This window comes from Cryobacterium sp. 10C3 (assembly GCF_034314285.1).
Lineage (GTDB): Bacteria > Actinomycetota > Actinomycetes > Actinomycetales > Microbacteriaceae > Cryobacterium > Cryobacterium glucosi.
The window spans coordinates 1,321,387-1,340,028 of the sequence record NZ_JAVIWF010000002.1 but is presented as its reverse complement, the minus strand read 5'-3'; the positions used below and the strand labels follow the sequence as shown (position 1 = coordinate 1,340,028).

Genomic DNA, 18,642 nt, shown 5'->3' with positions numbered 1-18,642 from the left:
AATGGATGGGTGGACGCGCCTAGTTGCCGCGCTGGGGGCGGGCCTTGGTGGGATCGACACCCTTCGGGATCGGAAGCTTCTTCGTGATCGAGCTCAGCCGGTTGTTGACGGCGAGCACCTCTGCCTTGGTCAGGCTCGGCTTGATCTTGCGCAGACGGCTCGCGAGCTTGTGCAACGGCACGGCGTCGGAGTCCGGACCGACGGAGAGGACTGTGACGGGCACGTGACCGCCGAGACGGGTGACCGTGCGGCGTTCCTCCTCGAGCATGCGCGCGGTCCGGGTGCGCGGGCCCTCGCTGATCAGGACGACGCCGCCGCGACCGACCGCACGGTAGACCGCGTCCTGGGTCTTGCCGTTGACGGCGATGGGCATCTCGCTGCCGACCCAGCCGCCCTTGAGGGAGCTGCGCAGCACGGCGCCGACGGCGCCGGGCTGGCCTTCGATCTGGGAATAGGCGGCCTTCTCGGCACGACGGCCGAGGATGATCAGCACCGCGAGCACCCCGGCGAGGAGTCCGGCGATGATCCAGAGGACCAGCGTGAGAACGTTTCCGTCCGTCGCAACGATCGCGACGATGATCGACGCCACGAGCGGCACGAAGAAGCCCACGAGGAGGAGCGGAACGATTTTGGAATCGTACCGCCGGGTCATCTGGAACACCTGCCACATCTGCTTGATGCGGCCGGGTTCCTTGTGGGGTTTGGGAGTCTTGTCCTTGCTGCGTGCCATGATGTCGAGTTTACCGAGTCGCCAGAATCTCCGATGACCGATTTTCGGTCGAGTCAGCGACGATGCCGCCTGGGCGGGCGACGGCCTGGGCGAAGCCGAGGAGGCATCCGCCAGGTGGCGGAGCTCGGCGGGCACCTCGCGGTTCGTCGCGAGCATCGACTGCGCCCAGAGGCGTCCTGCCCGGTAGGAGGAGCGCACGAGCGGACCGGAGAGCACCCCGAGGAATCCGATGGCTTCCGCTTCGGCATTCAGCTCGACGAACTCCTCCGGCCGCACCCACCGGGCGACGGGGAGGTGCCGGGCGCTCGGCCGCAGGTACTGGGTGATGGTGATGATGTCGGTTCCGGCGTCGTGGAGGTCCTGGAGCGCCTGGCTGACCTCGGCTCGCTCCTCGCCCATGCCGAGGATCAGGTTCGACTTGGTGATGAGGCCGGCGTCGCGGCCCTGGGTGATCACGTCGAGGGAACGGTCGTAACGGAAGGCCGGGCGGATGCGTTTGAAGATGCGCGGGACCGTCTCGACGTTGTGCGCGAAGACCTCCGGCTTTGCCGAGAACACCTCGCCGAGCAGGTCGGGGTTGCCGGAGAAGTCCGGGACGAGGATCTCCACTCCCGTACCGGGGCTCTGCGCGTGGATCTGCCGGATCGTCTCGGCGTACAGCCAGGCACCCTCGTCGGGAAGGTCGTCACGGGCGACGCCGGTCACCGTGGCGTACCGAAGGTTCATCGCGACGACGGATTCCGCGACCCGTCTCGGTTCGTCGGTGTCGTACTCCGCAGGCTTGCCCGTGTCGATCTGGCAGAAGTCGCAGCGCCGGGTGCACTGCGAGCCACCGATGAGGAAGGTCGCCTCGCGGTCCTCCCAGCATTCGAAGATGTTCGGGCAACCGGCTTCCTGGCACACGGTGTGCAGGTTCTCGCCCTTGACGAGGTCCTGGAGCTTCCGGTATTCCGGTCCCATCTTGGCGACCGTCTTGATCCAGGCGGGTTTGCGTTCGATGGGGGATTCCATGTTGCGGATCTCGAGCCGCAGCATCTTGCGGCCCTCTGGCACGGCGCTCACGCGGCAGCCACCAGTTCCGCGGCGAAACGGGCCCGGATCGGTTCCACCAGTTGCTCCGGTGTCACCTCCCGGCCGAGGACGCGGGAGATCGTGGTGATGCCGGCGTCGCGGATGCCACAGGCGATGATGTGGTCGTAGGGTTCGAGGGAGTTGTTGCAATTGAGCGCGAAGCCGTGCATGGTCACGCCTTCGGCGACCCGGATTCCAATGGCGGCGATCTTGTCCTCGAAGCCGGGACGGCCGACCCAGACCCCGGACCGTCCGGTGACGCGACAAGCGTCGACTCCGAACCCGGCGAGGACATCGATGAGGATGCCTTCGAGGCGTCGGACGTACCCGACGACGTCGATGGGTTCGGCGAGGCGGAGGATGGGGTAGCCGACGAGCTGGCCGGGACCGTGCCAGGTGATCTTGCCGCCCCGGTCGGTGTCGATGACGGGAGTTCCGTCCGTCGGCCGCTCGTCGTCGGACGTGCGTCTACCCGCGGTGTACACGGCGGGGTGTTCGAGGAAGATGACGGTGTCCGGGCGTTCCCCGGAAACAACGGCACGATGGACGGTGCGCTGGAGCTCAAGGCCCACGAGATACGGCACGGAGTTGGCGCTTAGCCCCGCGACGAGAAAGTCGAGCATTGGGCCAGTCTAGGTCAGCCCGTCCTCACCAGCTACCGGATCGGCCGGAGTGTGCACAGCCTGTCCTGAGTGGGCTTGCCGCCGGCTCTCAGCGGGCGAAGATCGCCGCGTGACGAGACGTGCGGGAAGTCGGCGGAGTAGGACGCCTGCTGCGGAGTCCCCTGCCGTGGTGGGGGACTCCGAAGCGCAGCCAGCGGATGCCGTCGGAAACGTCGCCGGATACCGGGTGCTGAGGCGCATCGGCTCTGGTGACCTGTCCGACGTCTACCTCGGTGCCTCTGCCGAAGGCGGGATCGACGGCCAGAGGGAGGTCGTCGTTCTCAAGGTGTTCCGTGAGGTGCACGCGGTGGGCGCAGGCACCGGCGGCGCGGCGATCGACAGGGAGGTGCGCGCCCTCGAGAGCATCCCGGACGGCGGGGTGGGCCGGTTGCTGGACGTTGCGACGTTGCCGGACGGCCGGGTCTGCCTCGTCCTGGCCGAGGACCGTGGCGGGGCGCTCGGGGCGGTCCTGGCCTGCGAGCGATTGCTGGACCCGGGGGAGGCGGTCACGATCCTGGCGCCGGTGCTCGCGGCCGTTGCGCGGCTCTACGACGGGGGCTGGCTGCATCCGGGGATCAGCCCGGGTGTGATCCGGTTCGACGGTGCGGGCCGACCGGTCGTCGGGGGCCTGGGCGGTTTGCGGGACCTGCCGCCGCCGGGGCAGGACCGCGACGAACTGCAGGGCGAGGCCAGGTGCGCCTGCGGTGATGTTGTGCAGGCCGTTCTCGACCGGGTCGCGAAGCGCGGGCAGCCGCCGGCCGACGCCCTGTTCGCGGCCTGGCGCTCTGGCACGTACCGGGAGGCGCTTGCCGGACTCGAGCGGGCGCTGTTCGAATGGTCTCCCGCGGCACCGGTCCGGTTCGGCGGGCACGACGTCGCCCCGGGACACGGGACGTCGACGGACATCCGGGGGCGTTCCCCCGGCCAGGGTCCGCTGGCGAGCCTCGAGGCCGCGCTGGACGCGCGCGTCTGGCCGCTTCTGCGGGCCTGGGCGGTTCAGGTCGCCGGGACCATCGGAGGACGGCTGACGGGAATCCGGCGCGTGGTGCCTGCGCCGCGGGCGCACCGCGGCCGGGCGGCGCACTCCTTCGGACCTGGAACGAGACCGGGTCCTGAGCGAAGTCCCCGGCCGTCGACGCGCCGGGGCACGTGGACGGCCGCGGACGACCCCGCCCGCTGGCGGCGCCGAGGCCTGATCCTGGCCGGAGCGTCCGTCGCCGTCATCCTCGTCGTCGGCGCCTGGACAGCGCTCGCCCCACCGGCACTCAGCTCGGGTGCGCACCCGTCTTCGGTCGGCGCTGTTCCTCCGCGGTCTGCACTCGGGAGCGGGGGAGGGCTCGCCACGGGTCCGACCACTGCTGACCAGGTCGTCCTGCGGGGCGAGGACCCCGCCGCTGCCACCGCTGCGCTGCTCCGCATACGGGCCCTGTGTCTCGTCACGGCGGATCGGGAGTGCCTTGCGGAAGTGTCCCAACCGGACTCTCCGGCACTGGCAGGGGCCAGCGCCCTGATCGGGCACGCGTCGGACGGTGCGACGGGCAGCGCGACGGGATATCCACACGACAGCAGCGCCCCGACCGTCGACGGTTCCCTACCGACGGTCGTCAACCGGATCGGGAATCTCGCGCTCGTGGCCCTGTCCGTCGGCGGAGCGGCACCCGGAAACGACAAACCGGCCTCCGTCCTTGTGGTCAAGGGCGAGGCCGGTTGGCGATTACGCGAGTTCTTCGGTGCCGGCTAGCAGAACGTGCCGGCTAGCAGAACGTGCCGGCTAGCAGAACGTGCCGGCTAGCCGGACATGCCGACTGGCCGACTCAGATGCCGAGGTTGGCTTCGAAGTCGCCCGCCTCGAGACGCTGCTTCATCGTGACGAGGAAGCGTGAGGCATCCGCGCCATCGATGATGCGGTGGTCGTAGGACAACGCCAGGTAGACCGAGGAGCGGATCGCGATGGCGTCGAGGCCACCGCTCGACACGACGAGCGGCTTCTTGTAGACGACGCCCGTTCCGAGGATCGCGCTCTGCGGCAGGAACACGACGGGGGTGTCGAACAGTGCCCCGCGCGAACCGGTGTTGGTCAGCGTGAAGGTGCCACCGGACAGCTCGTCGGGCTTGAGCTTGTTGTCCCGCGTGCGCTGGGCGAGGTCGGCGATCTGGGCCGCGAATCCGGCCAGGTCGAGTTCCGCGGCGTTACGCACGACCGGGGTGAGCAGACCGCGCTCGGTGTCTACGGCGATGCTGATGTTCTCCTGAGCCGGGTACACGATCGTGTCGCCGTCGATCGTGGCGTTGATGATCGGGTTCGCCTGGAGTGCTTCTGCGGCGGCAAGGGCGAAGAACGGCAGGAAGGACAGCTTGTTGCCGGTCTTCTCGAAGAAGGATGCCTTGACCTTGTCGCGGAAGATCGCGACGCGCGTGACGTCGACCTCGACGACGGTCGTCAGCTGGGCCGACGACTGCATCGAGATGACGGCGCGCTCGGCGACGACCTTGCGGAGCCGGGACATCGGCTTGGAGGTGCCGCGCAGCGGCGAGACCTCGAATGCCGGGGCGGATGCCGCGGCGCCGGCGGCCGGGATGGCTGCCGTGATGTCCTGCTTGCGGATACGTCCGCCGACACCGGTTCCGGTGACGCTGGACAGGTCGACGCCGGCCTCGTTCGCGAGCTTGCGGACGATCGGGGTCACGTAGCCGGAGGTGCCTGCGTGGGAGCCACGGGAGACGGCGGGCTCTGCCACGACGGGTGCCGCGACGGGCGCAGGCGCTGCGACCGCTGCCGGAGCCGCAACGGGAACCGGCGCAAAGACCGGTGCCGGTGCTGCGACGGGGACCGGGGCGTAGACCGGCTGGGCGACGGGCGGTGCGACGGGTGCTGCGACCGGGGCGGGTGCGTAGACCGGGGCTGCGACGGGAGCGGTGGCTGCAGGCGCCTCGACCACGGGAGCCGCGACCGGGGCCTCGACCACGGGAGCTGCGACCGGTGCGGGAGCGGCGGCGGCCGAACCGTCACCGATCAGGACCAGGGCGGTACCCACCTCGACGGTTTCGTCCTCCTGAACCAGGATCGCTTCGATGATGCCGGCAACGGGGGACGGGATCTCCGTGTCCACCTTGTCGGTCGATACTTCCAACAGGGGCTCGTCGACCTCGACGCGGTCGCCCACGTTCTTCAGCCAGCGGGTAACCGTACCCTCTGTGACACTCTCACCGAGTGCCGGAAGGCTAACGGATTCGCTCATGCGTTTGTCTCCTTCAAAACCATTATGTGATCTGTACTTAGCTTATAGACGGTCGGTAGCCGGGAAACGGCTACATCGCGTGGAGGGGCTTCCCGGCCAGGGCCAGGAATGCCTCGCCGAGCGCTTCGTTCTGGGTCGGGTGCGCGTGCAGGAACGGGGCGATGTCCTCCGGGTACGCCTCCCAGTTCACGACGAGCTGGCCTTCGCCGATGAGCTCGCCGACGCGCGCGCCGATCATGTGGATGCCGACGATCGGGCCGTCGTTGACCCGGACGACCTTGATCGAACCGCTCGTGCCGAGGATCGAGCTCTTGCCGTTGCCGCCGAGGTTGTACTCGTAGGACGAAACCTGGTCTGCGCCGAACTTCTCGGAGGCCTTCGCCTCGGAGTAGCCGACGGACGCGATCTCGGGGTCGCAGTATGTGACCTTCGGGATGTTCAGGTCTTCGACGATGATCGGGTTGAGGCCGGCGATCTCCTCGGCGACGAAGATGCCCTGCTGGAAGCCGCGGTGCGCGAGCTGCAGGCCGGGAACGATGTCGCCGACGGCGTAGACGCCGGGGATGTTCGTCGCGAGGCGTTCGTCCGTGAGGACGAAGCCGCGATCCATCGCCACGCCGACCTCGTCGAAGCCGAGTCCGGCCGTGACCGGTCCGCGTCCGACGGCGACGAGCAGGATCTCGGCCTCGACGGTCGAGCCGTTCTCGAGGGTGACGACAACGCCGTTCTCGTGCTGGGTCACGCTCTGGAAACGGATGCCGAGCGAGTACTCGATCCCGCGCTTGCGGAAGGCGCGCTCAAGCTGCTTGGAGACCGATTCCTCTTCGTTCGGGACGAGGTGCGGCAGCGCCTCGATGATGGTGACGTCTGCACCGAAGGACTTCCAGACGCTCGCGAATTCGACTCCGATGACGCCGCCGCCGAGCACGGCGACCTTGTTCGGGACGAAGTTCAACTCGAGGGCCTGCTCACTCGATATGACGCGGCCGCCGATCTCGAGGCCCGGGAGGGATCGCGAGTACGAGCCGGTGGCGAGGACGACGTTCTTGCCGACGATGCGGTCGTCGCCGACCTGGACGGTGTTCGGCGCCACGAGGCGGCCTTCGCCCTGGATGACGGTGATGCCGCGTGCCTTGATCAGGCCCTGGAGGCCCTTGTACTTGGATGCGACGATTCCCTCACGGAAGGCCGTGACGGTCGCCATGTCGATGCCCTCGAACTGGGTCTTCACGCCGTACTTCGCGGCTTCCCTGCTGACATCGGCCACCTCGGCCGAGTGCAGCAGGGCCTTCGTCGGGATACACCCGACGTGCAGGCAGGTGCCGCCGAGTTTTCCCTTCTCGATCAGGCCGACGGTCAGGCCGAGCTGGACGGCGCGCAACGCTGCTGCGTAGCCACCGCTTCCTCCACCGAGAACGACAAGGTCAAAATTCTGTTCCGACACTCAGGGACTCCCTTTTATTCACATACGGGCGCTGGACACAAGCGCGTACTCACAAGCGGAAAAGCACAAAAAGTCTGCGGGACGGGAATCGATGACACCCGTGAGCCGGGCGCTTTCTTCCCCATGCCACCTCGACTGTACTACGGGCGCGAAAAGTCCTCGGCCAGACGCAGCAAAGCGCGCACCGAAACGCCGGTGGGACCCGCGTTCGTGAAGCCCCAGCCGCCTCCGGTGTTGTGCGCAGGTCCGGCGATGTCGAGGTGCGCCCAGGGGATGGTCGCGGCATCGTCCCCGGTCCCGCGGGTCCCGATGAACTCGCGCAGGAAGACGGCGGCGAGGAGCATTCCGCCGGCACTCGAGCCCATCTTGGCGTTCGCTATGTCGGCGACGTCGGAGTTCAGCGTGGCGCGGAGCTCGTCGGGGAGCGGCATCGCCCACAGCTGTTCACCGACACCGGCACCGGCGGCGAGCACGCGGGCGACGAGGGCGTCTTCACCCATGACGCCGTAGTAGCGGTTGCCGAGGGCGACGATGGCGGCTCCCGTCAGGGTGGCGACATCGATGATCGCGTCGGGTTCTTCCTCACCCGCTGCGACAAGCCCGTCGGCGAGGACGAGACGACCCTCGGCATCCGTGTTGAGCACCTCGACCGTGCGGCCGCCGCGGATGCGAAGGACGTCGTTCGGGCGGATCGCATTGCCGGACGGCATGTTCTCCGCGATGCAGAGCCACGCAGTGATGCGCACGTCGAGGGAGAGGCGGGCCGCGGCGAGCACGACAGCGAGCACCGTTGCAGCGCCGGTCATGTCGTATTTCATGCCGACCATGGAGCCGGCCGGCTTGAGGGAGAGTCCGCCGGTGTCAAAGGTGATGCCCTTGCCGACGAGGGCGATGTGACGGCTCGCGGTTTCGGGCGCGTAGCTGACCTTGACCAGGCGCGGCGGACGGGTGGAACCCTGGCCGACGCCGGCGATGCCGCCGAAACCGTCGGCGGCGAGTTCGGCCTCGTCCCAGACCCTGACCGTGACGGGCAGGTCTGCGGCGGCGGCGACTGCGCGGTCGGCGAGTGCCTCGGGGTACAGATCGGACGCCGGCATGTTCACGAGGTCCTTGACGAGGGCGACGGCCTCCGACACGACGAGGGCGTGGGCGACGGCGTCCGTTCCGTCGAGCGCACTGTGCACGGTGACGCGGCCGGCGGGAAGCCGGGTGCCGGCGAGGGACGCCTGGCGGTACTCCGTGTACGAATAGGCTCCGAGCGCGGCGCCCTCTACGACGGCGGTGAGCTCGGCGGTGCTCGCGAGCGGGAACGCGAAGGCGACGCTCTCGACGCCGGTCAGCTGGCGGACGGCGGAACCGGCGGCCGCGCGCAGGGCGTCGACACCGGCGTCCTTGCCGAGTCCGACGATTGCGATCGTGCGCGCGCCGCCGACGGATGCCGGAATGCGGACCACCTGGTCCCGTGCGCCCGTGACGCCGAGGTCGGCGAGGACGGTGGACAGGGCCGTGAACGCCGGGTCGGCGAAGAGCACCGCGGAGTCTGCGGACTGGAGCGCGCCCACGATCAGGACGTCGGCGGTTGATTCGATGGCGGGTTGTGCGGACACGGAGAGAACGGGAGCGGTCATCCTTCGATGCTACTGGCCGCCCCTGTGCGGCCCGTTCGGCCGGTGATGCCTGCGTGGCCTGTTCGCTTACGGCACTATGCGGGGACCCGCGGATTCCCACCCGGCCGCGAGGACGCGGCCTAGTGTTAACGGCATGCGCGATCCTGGTGACATCTACGAGCTGACGGCTGAATCGGCATCCGTGCCCGAGGGCCTGAACCTCGTCGCGGGCCTGACCGGGTTCGCAGACGCCGGGGGAGCGGTGGCGCAGTTCACCGAATACCTGCTCGGAAACCTCACCCACACGCTGATCGCGTCCTTCGACGCGGATGTCCTCCTCGACTACCGGGCCAGGCGGCCGATCATCTACTTCGATCGCGACCACCTCACCGGCTACCAGCCGCCGGTGCTTCGGCTCTACCTCGCGCACGACGAGATCGGCCAGCCGTTCCTGCTGCTGTGCGGTTTCGAACCGGACTTCCGCTGGGAGCAGTTCACCGCCGCCGTCCTCGAGATCGGCAAGCGTTTCCGCGTCGCAGCGACGACGTGGGTGCACTCGATCCCGATGCCGGTTCCGCATACCCGCCCGATCGGCGTCACCGTGAGCGGCACCCGCTCAGACCTGATCGAGGGCATGTCCGTCTGGCGTCCGCACACCCAGGTTCCGTCCAATGTCCTGCACCTCGTGGAGTTGCGCCTGCACGAGAGCGGCGCCGCGGTCGTCGGGTTCGTGCTGCTCGTCCCGCACTACCTCGCAGACACCGAATTCCCGGCTGCAGCGCTGTCCGCCCTCGAGAGCACGAGCGCGGCAACCGGCCTGATCTTCCCGACGGACCAGCTCCGCGAGCAGAATCGCGATTTCATCAATCGGATCGACGAACAGGTGCGCGAGAACCCGGAGCTCGCGAAGCTCGTTGGCACCCTCGAGGAACGCTACGACACCTACATGGAGGGCAGCAGCGTGCGGTCGCCCCTGACCGATGAAGATGGCGAGCTTCCCAGCGCCGACGAGATCGCAGCAGAACTCGAGAACTTCCTCGCGACCCGCCGCAGCCGCGACGACGGCACGGGCGCCTGAGCCGAGGAACGGCCCGGACCGGATAGATTGGGAGCAATGAACTCCCGTCGCTCCTGGCTCATCTTCTCCATCGGGTCGTTCGCGTACCTATCGGCAGTCCTGCAGCGCACGTCGCTCGGCGTCGCCGGAGTCGCGGCGTCTGAGCGCTTCGGCGGCACCGCCGCGCTGCTCTCCAGCCTCGCCGTCGTGCAGCTCGTGGTCTACGCAGCGGCGCAGGTGCCTGTCGGGGTGCTCATCGACCGGTTCGGACCCCGGATCCTCGTGATCGTCGGGACAACGCTGATGATCGGCGGACAGGTCACCCTCGCGTTTTCCACCGACATCACCGCCGCCGTCGCCGGTCGGATGCTCGTCGGTGCGGGAGACGCCGCCATCTTCATCTCCATGATCCGCCTGATCGGATCCTGGTTCGACGGCCCCCTTGTGCCCCAGCTTTCGCAGTGGCTCGGCAACATCGGCCAGCTCGGCCAGGTCCTCTCCGCCGTTCCGCTCGCCTGGGTGCTGCACACCTTCGGCTGGACGCCCGCGTTCCTGTCCGCGGCATCCGTCGCCGTCGTCGCGCTCGTCGTCGTGATCGTCGTGATCGAGGACCGGCCGGTGGGATCGACGGACGAGGCTCGGCCGACGAGCCTGCGGGAGGCGCTCGTGCTGCTCAAGAAGAGCTTCCGCAGGCCGGGAACGCAGCTCGGATTCTGGTCGCACTACGTGACGCAGTCGCCAGGAACCGTTTTCAGCATGCTCTGGGGTTTCCCCTTCATGGTCTACGGCCTCGGCTACGACCCCGCTCTTGCCGCCTCGATGCTGATGGTGCTCGTCGCGGCCGGCATGGTTTTCGGCCCCATCCTGGGCATCCTCACCGCACGCTACCCCCAGCGCCGCAGCAACATCGTGCTCGCCGTTGTCATCCTGATGGCGGCGGCCTGGACCGTCGTCCTCGCCTGGCCGGGAACGCCACCGTTCTGGCTCATCATCCTACTCCTCGTCACCCTCGGAATCGGCGGCCCTGGCTCCCTGATCGGGTTCGACTTCGCTCGCAGCTTCAATCCGAAACGCAGCCACGGCTCGGCCAACGGCGTCGTGAACGTCGGCGGCTTCACGGCGAGTTTCGTGATGGTGTACCTGATCGGGGTCCTGCTCGACCTTCAGAATGGCTGGCGAGTCGCCGGGGGAGCGCCGAGCAACCTGTACTCCCTGGAATCCTTCCGGGTCGCCTTCCTCGTGCAGTTCCTGGTCGTCGGGATCGGCGTCGTGTTCCTGCTCCGCGCCCGGCGCCGCACCCGATTCCTGTTGTCCCGCGACGAGGGCGTCGAGGTGGCGCCCCTCTGGATCGCCGTGGCGCGGGCCTGGCGGCGTCCGCGTTCGCGCTGAGCGTGTTCGAGAGGCCGTGAACTGGCTCGTTATATACACAAAGCATGCAATAATTGTCAATAGGGCCCGTTCTGGTCCTGGGTGCACCGTTACCAGTTGATGGTGCGCAGCCCGGGACTTGACATGGGTCCTAGTACTGCCCAAAATCCATATCTGCCCGGCTTGGCGCACGGACCGTTTCCCCCGGTTCACCGCACCTGCGGGCAGCGCCGCCGGTGCACACCCGACGGCATGAGAGGTGTTCGAATGGCAACCCGCACAAAGACCGAGCCAACCGAAGAGACCACCGTTGCCGAGACGGATGCCGCGAAGAAGGCCCCCGCCAAGGCCCCGGCCCGCAAGGCAGCGGCGAAGGCCCCCGCCATCAAGCGCGCCCCCACCAAGGCCGCCGTCGCGAAGGCAGCCGCAGCGGCAGCTGCATCCGATGCCGCCGCCGTCGCTGCTGCCGGTTCAGGCAACGACGACGATGACGACGACGATGACGAGCACCGCACGCCGCGCAAGCGGGCCGGCGCGAAGTCCAAGGCCGGCGCGGACGACCACGACGACCTGAACGGTCACGATGAGGTCGAAGACGACCACAACGACGACGACCACGGCAAGAAGACGCCGACGGAGCCCCTCCCGAGCGGCGCGCTCGTCCTGTCCCTCGTCGACGACGAGGACGAGGTCCCCGTCTACTCGAGCGCCATCACCGGCGCAACGGCAGACCCCGTCAAGGACTACCTGAAGCAGATCGGCAAGGTCGCCCTGTTGAACGCGGCCGAAGAGGTCGAGCTCGCCATGCGCATCGAGGCCGGGCTGTTCGCAGAGGACAAGATGTCCCAGATGACCGACGCGGAAAAGAAGAGTGCGCTCGGGCGCGAACTCCTCTGGGTCGCCAAGGACGGCGCGCGCGCCAAGAGCCACCTTCTGGGTGCGAACCTGCGCCTCGTCGTCTCGCTCGCCAAGCGCTACACGGGCCGTGGAATGCAGTTCCTCGACCTGATCCAGGAAGGCAACCTTGGACTGATCCGCGCCGTCGAGAAGTTCGACTACACCAAGGGCTTCAAGTTCTCCACATACGCCACGTGGTGGATCCGCCAGGCGATCACACGCGCCATGGCCGACCAGGCCCGTACCATCCGCATTCCCGTGCACATGGTCGAGGTCATCAACAAGCTCGCCCGCGTGCAGCGCCAGATGCTCCAGGACCTCGGTCGCGAACCCACGCCGGAAGAACTGAGCCGCGAACTCGACATGACCCCGGAAAAGGTCGTCGAGGTGCAGAAGTACGTGCCGCGAACCGATCTCCCTGCACACCCCGCTCGGCGAAGACGGCGACAGCGAATTCGGTGACCTCATCGAGGACACCGAGGCCGTCGTCCCCGCGGACGCCGTCGGATTCACCATGCTGCAGAAGCAGCTCGAGAGCCTGCTCGACTCGCTCTCCGAGCGCGAAGCCGGCGTGATCCGGATGCGCTTCGGCCTCGGCGACGGCATGCCCAAGACGCTCGACCAGATCGGTGACACCTTCGGAGTGACCCGCGAGCGCATCCGCCAGATCGAATCCAAGACGATGGCCAAGCTGCGTCACCCGTCGCGGTCGCAGTCACTACGCGACTACCTCGAATAGAATCCCGTGCGCTATGCACCGGCAATCCTGGTCGGCCGAACTGTGCGGGTACTCGCGCGCTGGCGAAAGCCGGGCGGGGGATCCGCGGTTCCCGGCCTCGTCGTCAACAAGATCGCTCCGGGGTTCCTCGCGAGCGTTCTGAACGGCTTTCCAGACGGTCTCGTGATCGTGTCCGGCTCGAGCGGCAAGTCCACGACCACCAAGATGCTCGTCGCGGCCCTCCGTGCGCACGGCGTCACGGTGTTCACGAACCAGTCGACCGCCAACATCAGCCAGGGACTCACCTCCGCCCTGCTCGAGGAGGTCAGCCTCACCGGTCGGATCCACGGTGACATGGCCGTGCTCGAAATGGATGAGGGGCACGGCGCCCTCATCTCGGCGACGCTCAACCCCCGGGTCGTGGCACTGACGAACGTCATGGTCGACCAGATCGACCGTTTCCACGACTCCGACATGGTCGTGGCCATGCTGGCCAGGATCGCGAACCGTGCGAGCGGGACCGTCGTCATCAACGCAGACGACGCGTCCCTCCTCGGCCTCGTCGACCACCTCGACGGCCCGGCCGCCGTGGCCCGCTACGGTGTGACGGCGGAGATCCTCGCGGAGAACCCGCGCGGTCTCGGCTACAGCGTGACCGCGTCCGAGCGGATGCCGCCGGTCGGCGGCATCCTGCTCACGCGCGTCTCCGGTCGCTCGGCTTCGGTCCTGCTCGACGGCCGGTCCTTCGACCTCGGCTTGCCTGCGCGCGGCGTGCACTACGCCGTGGACGCACTCACCGCGATCGCGGCCGCCCGGGCCGCTCTCGGGGACCGCTTCGACGCGGCAACGGCCTGCGCCGCCGTATCCGCGATCCCGCCCGTCTTCGGCAGGGGCGAGATCGTCACCGTCCGCGGCCGCCGCGTCGAGTTCGTGCTCGTGCAGAACCCGGCGAGCTTCCAGCTCAACGTCGACAGCCTCGAACCCGGCCTCGACCAGGTCCTGGTCGCTATCGGGTCCGATGTCCGCGATCCGTCATACTTCTGGCCGGTCGACACCTCCGGCCTCGGCCGGGTGCTGATCGTGTCTGGATCGAAGGCCCACGACATTGCACTGCAGCTCGCATACGACGGGGTTGTCGTCGACCGGATCGAGCCAGACCTCGGCCGGGCACTCGACGACTTCCTGGCCCTGCCGGATCCGGAGCACGGCATCAAGACCATCATCTTCTCGGCGGATTCGATGCGGCGCACCCGCGCACACCTCGGCCTCGCCTCGAACCGGGAGGGTTGAGCCATGCGCGCACTCACGATACTGTCCGTGCTTCCCGAACTCCTCGACACCAACGGGGACGCCGCCAACGCACGCGTGCTCGCACAGCGCGCCCGCTGGGCCGGCTTCGACGCGACCATCGTGCCGGTCAGGTCGCTCGAGGAACTCCCGAGCAAGGTCGACGCGATCGTGATCGGTTCCGGAAACGACTCCGACCTCCTGGCGACGCGCGATCTCCTGGCCCCCTGGTCAATGCTCTGCGCGCGTGGACAACGGCGGGCGTTCCCGTGCTCGCGGTCGGAACCGGCTGGGAACTCCTGAGCTGGGGAGTCGAACTCGCGGACGGCAGCGTCGTCGAAGGTCTCGGTCTCGTCGCGGGGCGTGCTGTCCCGCTCGCGGAGCGTGCGACGGGCGACCTTGTCGTCGAATCAGCGTTCGGCCGGCTCGTGGGCTTCGAGAACCACGCCCGCAGCTACGTCGGAGCGGAGGCATCCGTTCTCGGCCGGGTGCTCAGCGGCGTGGGCAACGGGGCGAAGACGGAGGGTCTCCGAATGGGGAGCTTCCTCGGCACGCACCTGCACGGTCCGGTCCTCGCCCGCAATCCGGGTCTGGCGGACCATATCCTCTCCGCAGCGGTCACGCGGGCAGGCGGCGTCTATGTGCGTTCGGAGCGCGCAGCTGCCGCCGATGCGATCGCGGAGGCCGCGACGGCCGTCGTGGTCTCCACCCTCAGCCTCGACGCGGACTCCTAGAGGCACAGCGGACAAGAAAACGGCGCCGCCGCGACCTCAGTCGCGTCGACGCCGTTTCCGGTCGTACTGCCTGTCGCGTTACGAACGCTGGTCTTCGAGGAGCCTGCTGGACTCGTCGTGCCAGCTGTCCGCGATGGCGGAGAGTTTTTCCTGGTGCTTGCGACCGTGGTGGGCGCAGAACATCAGTTCGCTGTTGTTGACGCTGACGCGAATGTACGCCTGCGCGCCACACGCGTCACACCTGTCGGCGGCCGTGAGCTGGTGCGTGGCGCTCTGGTTTTCGATGGCACCATGTGCTGCGATCTGGGACATTTTTTCCTCCTCCAGACTGATACCAAGCGATACCAATTGAACTTGGTCCTATACAAACACGGCCGAGCCTCGATAAGGAGTCGATTCGGTTACATTTCGCTTACCGCGTAGCGGATTGCTCACTGCAGTGAGGAGGTGAGTCGCGCCAGGCTGTCACCGATTTTCTGGGTGACCGGCCGTGCGAGCCAGTCGGCTAGTTCGAGCCTGACGCTGTTGGCCCGGTAGCCGTCTTCGACGAGCCGCATGCCGGTTGTGAAGTCCCGTCCGTGGACGAGCACCGAAATCTCCATGTTGAGACGGAATGAGCGGATGTCCATGTTGCTCGATCCGATCACGGCGATGTCATCATCGATCGTGAAGTGCTTGGCATGCAGCACCGTCGGGGCTCGGTACAGGTAGATGGAGACGCCTGCGCGCAGCAATGCCTCGTAGTACGACCGCTGGGCGTGGTAGACGAGGGCCTGGTCTCCGACAGCGGAGACGAACAGCTCGACGTCGAGTCCGCGCGACGCCGCGGTGATGATCGCGAGGAGCGTGGACTCCTCCGGCACGAAATACGGGCTCGTGATACTCACCCGGCGTTCGGCCTTGTGGATCAGCAGGGCGTAGAGCTTCAGGTTGTTGTCGTTCTCGAAACTCGGCCCGCTCGGGACGACTTGCGCGTCCAGGCGCTCCACCCGGGGCTCGAGCAGCAGCGGGGTCGTGTCGAGCGGGAGCAGGGCATCTGTCTCGCTGTACCAGTCGGTGACGAAGACGGCGTCGAGCTCCCGGACGACCGGCCCGTCGAGCCGCACCATGAGCTCGTGCCAGCGCAGGCCTCTCGCGAGATTCTTCTTCTTCAGGTAGGTCGGGTCGATCAGGTTCTGCGAACCGGTGAACCCGATCCGACCGTCGACGACGACGAGTTTGCGGTGGTTGCGCAGGTCGGGTCGTTGCCAGTGCCCGCGCAACGGCCGGAGCGGGAGCATGGCGTGCCATTCGGCGCCCATGTCCGACAGGGCGGCGAGTGTCTCGGCCCGCCGGGGCAGGAGGAACCCGGAGAGATGGTCTGAGAGCACCCGGACGGTGACACCCCGCGCGATCGCCCGGCGCAGCGCGTCGAAGAACGGCTCCGTGACGCTGTCGAGCACGAGGATGTAGAACTGGACGTGCACGTACTCCGTCGCGGTGTCGACGGCCGCCGTCATGGCAGCAAGGGATCCTTCGTAGTCCGGAAGCAAGGCGGCTCGGTTGCCGCCGACCATGGGCAGCGCACCGAGGTTGACATTGAGCTGGACCGCGGACGGCAGCCACTGCGGCCACTGTTCGCGGTGGCTGACCTGGTGGAACCCTTCCGTCCGGGACAGGATGAGTTCGTTGACCTCGCGTTGCTTGTCCCGCCGAGGGGCGGGGAGCCGTCCGAACCCCACGAGCAGGAACGCGACGGCTCCGAGGTAGGGGATGAAGACGATCGTGAGTACCCAGGCGATCGCGCTCGCGGGCGACCGGTTCGCCGACACGAGCACGGTGGCCGTGAAGCCGACGATCACGTGCACCATGATCAGGACGAGAGCGACGGTTTCGAGATCCTGCATCCGGGTGCCTCAGCGGGTGTTCCGGGTCGGCGCGATGCTGTCCGCCGTGAAGTTCAGTGCGAGGTCGATCAGCAGCCGGGTGCCGAACCCCGTCGCCCCCTTGGTATTCCACAGCTCGTCTGTTTCCGACTGCATGGTACCCGCGATGTCGAGGTGAGCCCAGGGCACGTCCTTGACGAACTCGGCGAGGAACAGGGCGGCGGCCGTCGCCCCGGCGTACTTGCCGCCCATGTTCGACAGGTCGGCGACGTCGGACTTCAACTGGGGTCGGTAGCGGTGTTCGAGCGGCAGTTGCCAGATCGACTCCGCCGTAGCGCGAGACGCGGCGATGGCGCGGTCGACGAGGGCCTGGTTGTTTCCGAAGACGGCGGCCGTGTGCGTGCCCAGGGCCATCAGCGCGGCCCCGGTGAGCGTAGCGACGTCGATGATCGCGTCCGGATTCTCCTCGCCGGCCAGGACCAGGGCATCGGACATGACGAGGCGGCCTTCCGCGTCGGTGTTCTTGATCTCGACGGTGGTTCCGCCTCGGATGGTGAGGACGTCGCCGAGCTTCATGGCGGAGCCGCCCGGCATGTTGTCCGTGCACATCAGGAAGGCGGTCACCGCGGACGCGCAGTCCAGGGCGCGGAGTGCCGTCATCATGGCCAGGACGGCGGCGGCGCCGGCCATGTCCATCTTCATCAGCAGGTGCATCGGGTGGGAGGGCTTCAGCGAGATCCCGCCGGAGTCGTACATGATGCCCTTGCCGACCAGCGCGAGGTGGGCGGGAGGCGCCTCACCGTCCGTTGGCGCCGCACCGACCGTTGGCGGGGGAGAGTACGTCACCTTGATGATCCGTGGCTCTTCGACGCTTCCGGCATTCACGCCGAGGAGACCGCCACAGCCCAGCTCGATGATCTGCTGCTTGTCGAAGACATCGACGGCCAGCCCGTGTTCGAGGCCGAGGCCGATCGCGATGGTGCCGAGATCGGTGGCGGTGAGGTGACTCGGCGGAGTGTTGGCCAGGTCCCGGGCGAGATTTGTGGCGCGTGCGGTGATCTCGCCGACACGGACCCCCACGCGAGCCTGATCCGCGACCCCGGAGCCGGTACTCGGGGTGTCGAGGACGATGTCGAGGGTGACGAGCGCGCAATGGTCGGAGGAAGGCTGCAGCTCGACGTATCGGTAGCGGGCGAGCAGGACCCCTTCGACGACCGCCTGGCCGACGGTCGCAGCGTCGAGGGGGAAGGTGTCGCCGATCGCGAGTGCGATCCGGGGATAGCGCTGGGCCGCCCGCGCGAAGGTGGCCGCGACGTCGCGCAGGAGATCCGCATCCTGGGCATCCGCGGGTCCGGCACCGACGACGATGAAGATCGGACCGTTCGGTTGGGGGAGAAGCAGGGTCTGCCCGATGCTGCCGGTGAAGCCGGCAGAGACGAGGGTGGCCCGTTCGGCACCCAGCGTCAGGGGAAGGGGGCCATCCGGGCCGATGAGGAATCCGACGGCGTCAAGACCGACCGGCACCTCGGAGACGACGAGGATTCCGACAGCGGAGGCCGGAGTCTGGGATGGCGTCCGGGTGAACGATTCCGGGATGAGTTTGTATGTGCCGAGGGACATGCGCGGTCTACGCGATCGCCTGGGCCTTGAGCAGGGCGAATTCCGCATCGGTGAGGGCGCCGGCAGTGTGCAGCGCAGCGAGGCGCTCGATCTTGCTGATGATGTCCTCCTGGGGTGCCGCTGGCGGGACGGCGACAGGCGCCGTCGCAGCGATGGGCGCAGCGACGGCCGGGGCGGCTGCAGCAGCGGCCGCCTGCTTGCGTGCGGCGGAGCCGTGAACGGCATTGCTCGTCGCGGTTGCTGTTCCGACGATGACGGCAGTGCGTGCCGCACTTGCCGCGAGTCCGCGTGAACGTCGTCCGAATGCCATGGTGTTCCTCTCGAGTGGTTTAGCCGGGGTGGT

Annotated in this window: 15 protein-coding genes and 2 pseudogenes; 7 read left to right on the top strand and 10 right to left on the bottom strand. The window is 67.9% G+C overall.

The genetic code is table 11. The features are described from left to right. Positions 1-19: 19 nt before the first annotated feature. The 3 genes and pseudogenes from RGU41_RS07040 to lipB all read right to left on the bottom strand — a co-directional run bounded on the left by RGU41_RS07040 (position 20) and on the right by lipB (position 2,424). Complete coding sequence (locus tag RGU41_RS07040) at positions 20-730, bottom strand: DUF4191 domain-containing protein (protein ID WP_134446506.1); 711 nt, start codon at positions 728-730, stop codon at positions 20-22. Positions 731-740: 10 nt separating this feature from the next. After that, positions 741-1,792, bottom strand: a pseudogene (gene lipA / locus RGU41_RS07035) (lipoyl synthase). Continuing rightward, positions 1,789-2,424 carry a lipoyl(octanoyl) transferase LipB gene (gene lipB, locus RGU41_RS07030; RefSeq protein WP_322135867.1) on the bottom strand — a complete coding sequence of 212 codons (636 nt, stop codon included), beginning with the start codon at positions 2,422-2,424 and terminating at the stop codon, positions 1,789-1,791. Before lipB ends, lipA begins: the two are co-directional and overlap by 4 nt. Before the next feature lie 169 nt (positions 2,425-2,593). Between lipB and RGU41_RS07025 the strand changes: the two genes are divergently transcribed. Then, positions 2,594-4,204, top strand: coding sequence for a hypothetical protein (locus tag RGU41_RS07025; protein ID WP_322135866.1), 1,611 nt, complete (start codon positions 2,594-2,596; stop codon positions 4,202-4,204). 73 nt (positions 4,205-4,277) lie between these two features. Here the strand turns inward: RGU41_RS07025 and RGU41_RS07020 are convergent, their stop codons facing one another. The 3 genes from RGU41_RS07020 to RGU41_RS07010 form a co-directional block, all read right to left on the bottom strand. Further along, positions 4,278-5,702: a 2-oxo acid dehydrogenase subunit E2 gene (locus RGU41_RS07020; RefSeq protein WP_322135865.1), complete on the bottom strand. Its 1,425-nt coding sequence runs from the start codon at positions 5,700-5,702 to the stop codon at positions 4,278-4,280. Between the two features lie 70 nt (positions 5,703-5,772). Next, a complete protein-coding gene (gene lpdA / locus RGU41_RS07015; RefSeq protein WP_322135864.1) occupies positions 5,773-7,146 on the bottom strand; it encodes a dihydrolipoyl dehydrogenase in 1,374 nt (457 codons plus the stop codon). Positions 7,147-7,286: 140 nt separating this feature from the next. Beyond that, positions 7,287-8,774, bottom strand: coding sequence for a leucyl aminopeptidase (locus tag RGU41_RS07010; protein WP_322135863.1), 1,488 nt, complete (start codon positions 8,772-8,774; stop codon positions 7,287-7,289). A 133-nt stretch (positions 8,775-8,907) separates the two neighbouring features. Here RGU41_RS07010 and RGU41_RS07005 point away from each other — a divergent pair, with 133 nt between their 5' ends. The 6 genes and pseudogenes from RGU41_RS07005 (at position 8,908) to RGU41_RS06975 (ending at position 14,814) form a co-directional block, all read left to right on the top strand. Further along, positions 8,908-9,831 (top strand): PAC2 family protein, encoded by a 924-nt coding sequence (locus RGU41_RS07005; RefSeq protein WP_322135862.1) that lies wholly within the window; start codon positions 8,908-8,910, stop codon positions 9,829-9,831. Positions 9,832-9,867: 36 nt separating this feature from the next. After that, positions 9,868-11,199: an MFS transporter gene (locus RGU41_RS07000; RefSeq protein ID WP_322135861.1), complete on the top strand. Its 1,332-nt coding sequence runs from the start codon at positions 9,868-9,870 to the stop codon at positions 11,197-11,199. Between the two features lie 246 nt (positions 11,200-11,445). Beyond that, positions 11,446-12,814 (top strand): annotated as a pseudogene (locus RGU41_RS06995) (RNA polymerase sigma factor). A 6-nt stretch (positions 12,815-12,820) separates the two neighbouring features. Then, the gene (locus tag RGU41_RS06985) at positions 12,821-14,083 is read left to right on the top strand and encodes a MurT ligase domain-containing protein (protein ID WP_322135858.1); all 1,263 of its coding nucleotides are present in this window, start codon (positions 12,821-12,823) and stop codon (positions 14,081-14,083) included. 3 nt (positions 14,084-14,086) lie between these two features. Beyond that, positions 14,087-14,383 (top strand): hypothetical protein, encoded by a 297-nt coding sequence (locus RGU41_RS06980; RefSeq protein ID WP_322135857.1) that lies wholly within the window; start codon positions 14,087-14,089, stop codon positions 14,381-14,383. Next, entirely contained in the window at positions 14,350-14,814 is a 465-nt protein-coding gene (locus RGU41_RS06975) for a hypothetical protein (protein WP_322135856.1), read from the top strand. The genes RGU41_RS06980 and RGU41_RS06975 overlap by 34 nt, the downstream gene beginning before the upstream one ends. A 78-nt stretch (positions 14,815-14,892) precedes the next feature. Here the strand turns inward: RGU41_RS06975 and RGU41_RS06970 are convergent, their stop codons facing one another. From RGU41_RS06970 to RGU41_RS06955, 4 genes are all read right to left on the bottom strand, one after another. Further along, positions 14,893-15,126: a hypothetical protein gene (locus tag RGU41_RS06970; protein ID WP_134446517.1), complete on the bottom strand. Its 234-nt coding sequence runs from the start codon at positions 15,124-15,126 to the stop codon at positions 14,893-14,895. A gap of 119 nt (positions 15,127-15,245) precedes the next feature. Next, complete coding sequence (cls, locus tag RGU41_RS06965; RefSeq protein ID WP_322135855.1) at positions 15,246-16,700, bottom strand: cardiolipin synthase; 1,455 nt, start codon at positions 16,698-16,700, stop codon at positions 15,246-15,248. A 9-nt stretch (positions 16,701-16,709) separates the two neighbouring features. After that, the gene (locus RGU41_RS06960; protein WP_322135854.1) at positions 16,710-18,299 is read right to left on the bottom strand and encodes a leucyl aminopeptidase; all 1,590 of its coding nucleotides are present in this window, start codon (positions 18,297-18,299) and stop codon (positions 16,710-16,712) included. A 7-nt stretch (positions 18,300-18,306) separates the two neighbouring features. Further along, positions 18,307-18,609 (bottom strand): SHOCT domain-containing protein, encoded by a 303-nt coding sequence (locus RGU41_RS06955; protein WP_134558414.1) that lies wholly within the window; start codon positions 18,607-18,609, stop codon positions 18,307-18,309. Positions 18,610-18,642 lie beyond the last annotated feature (33 nt).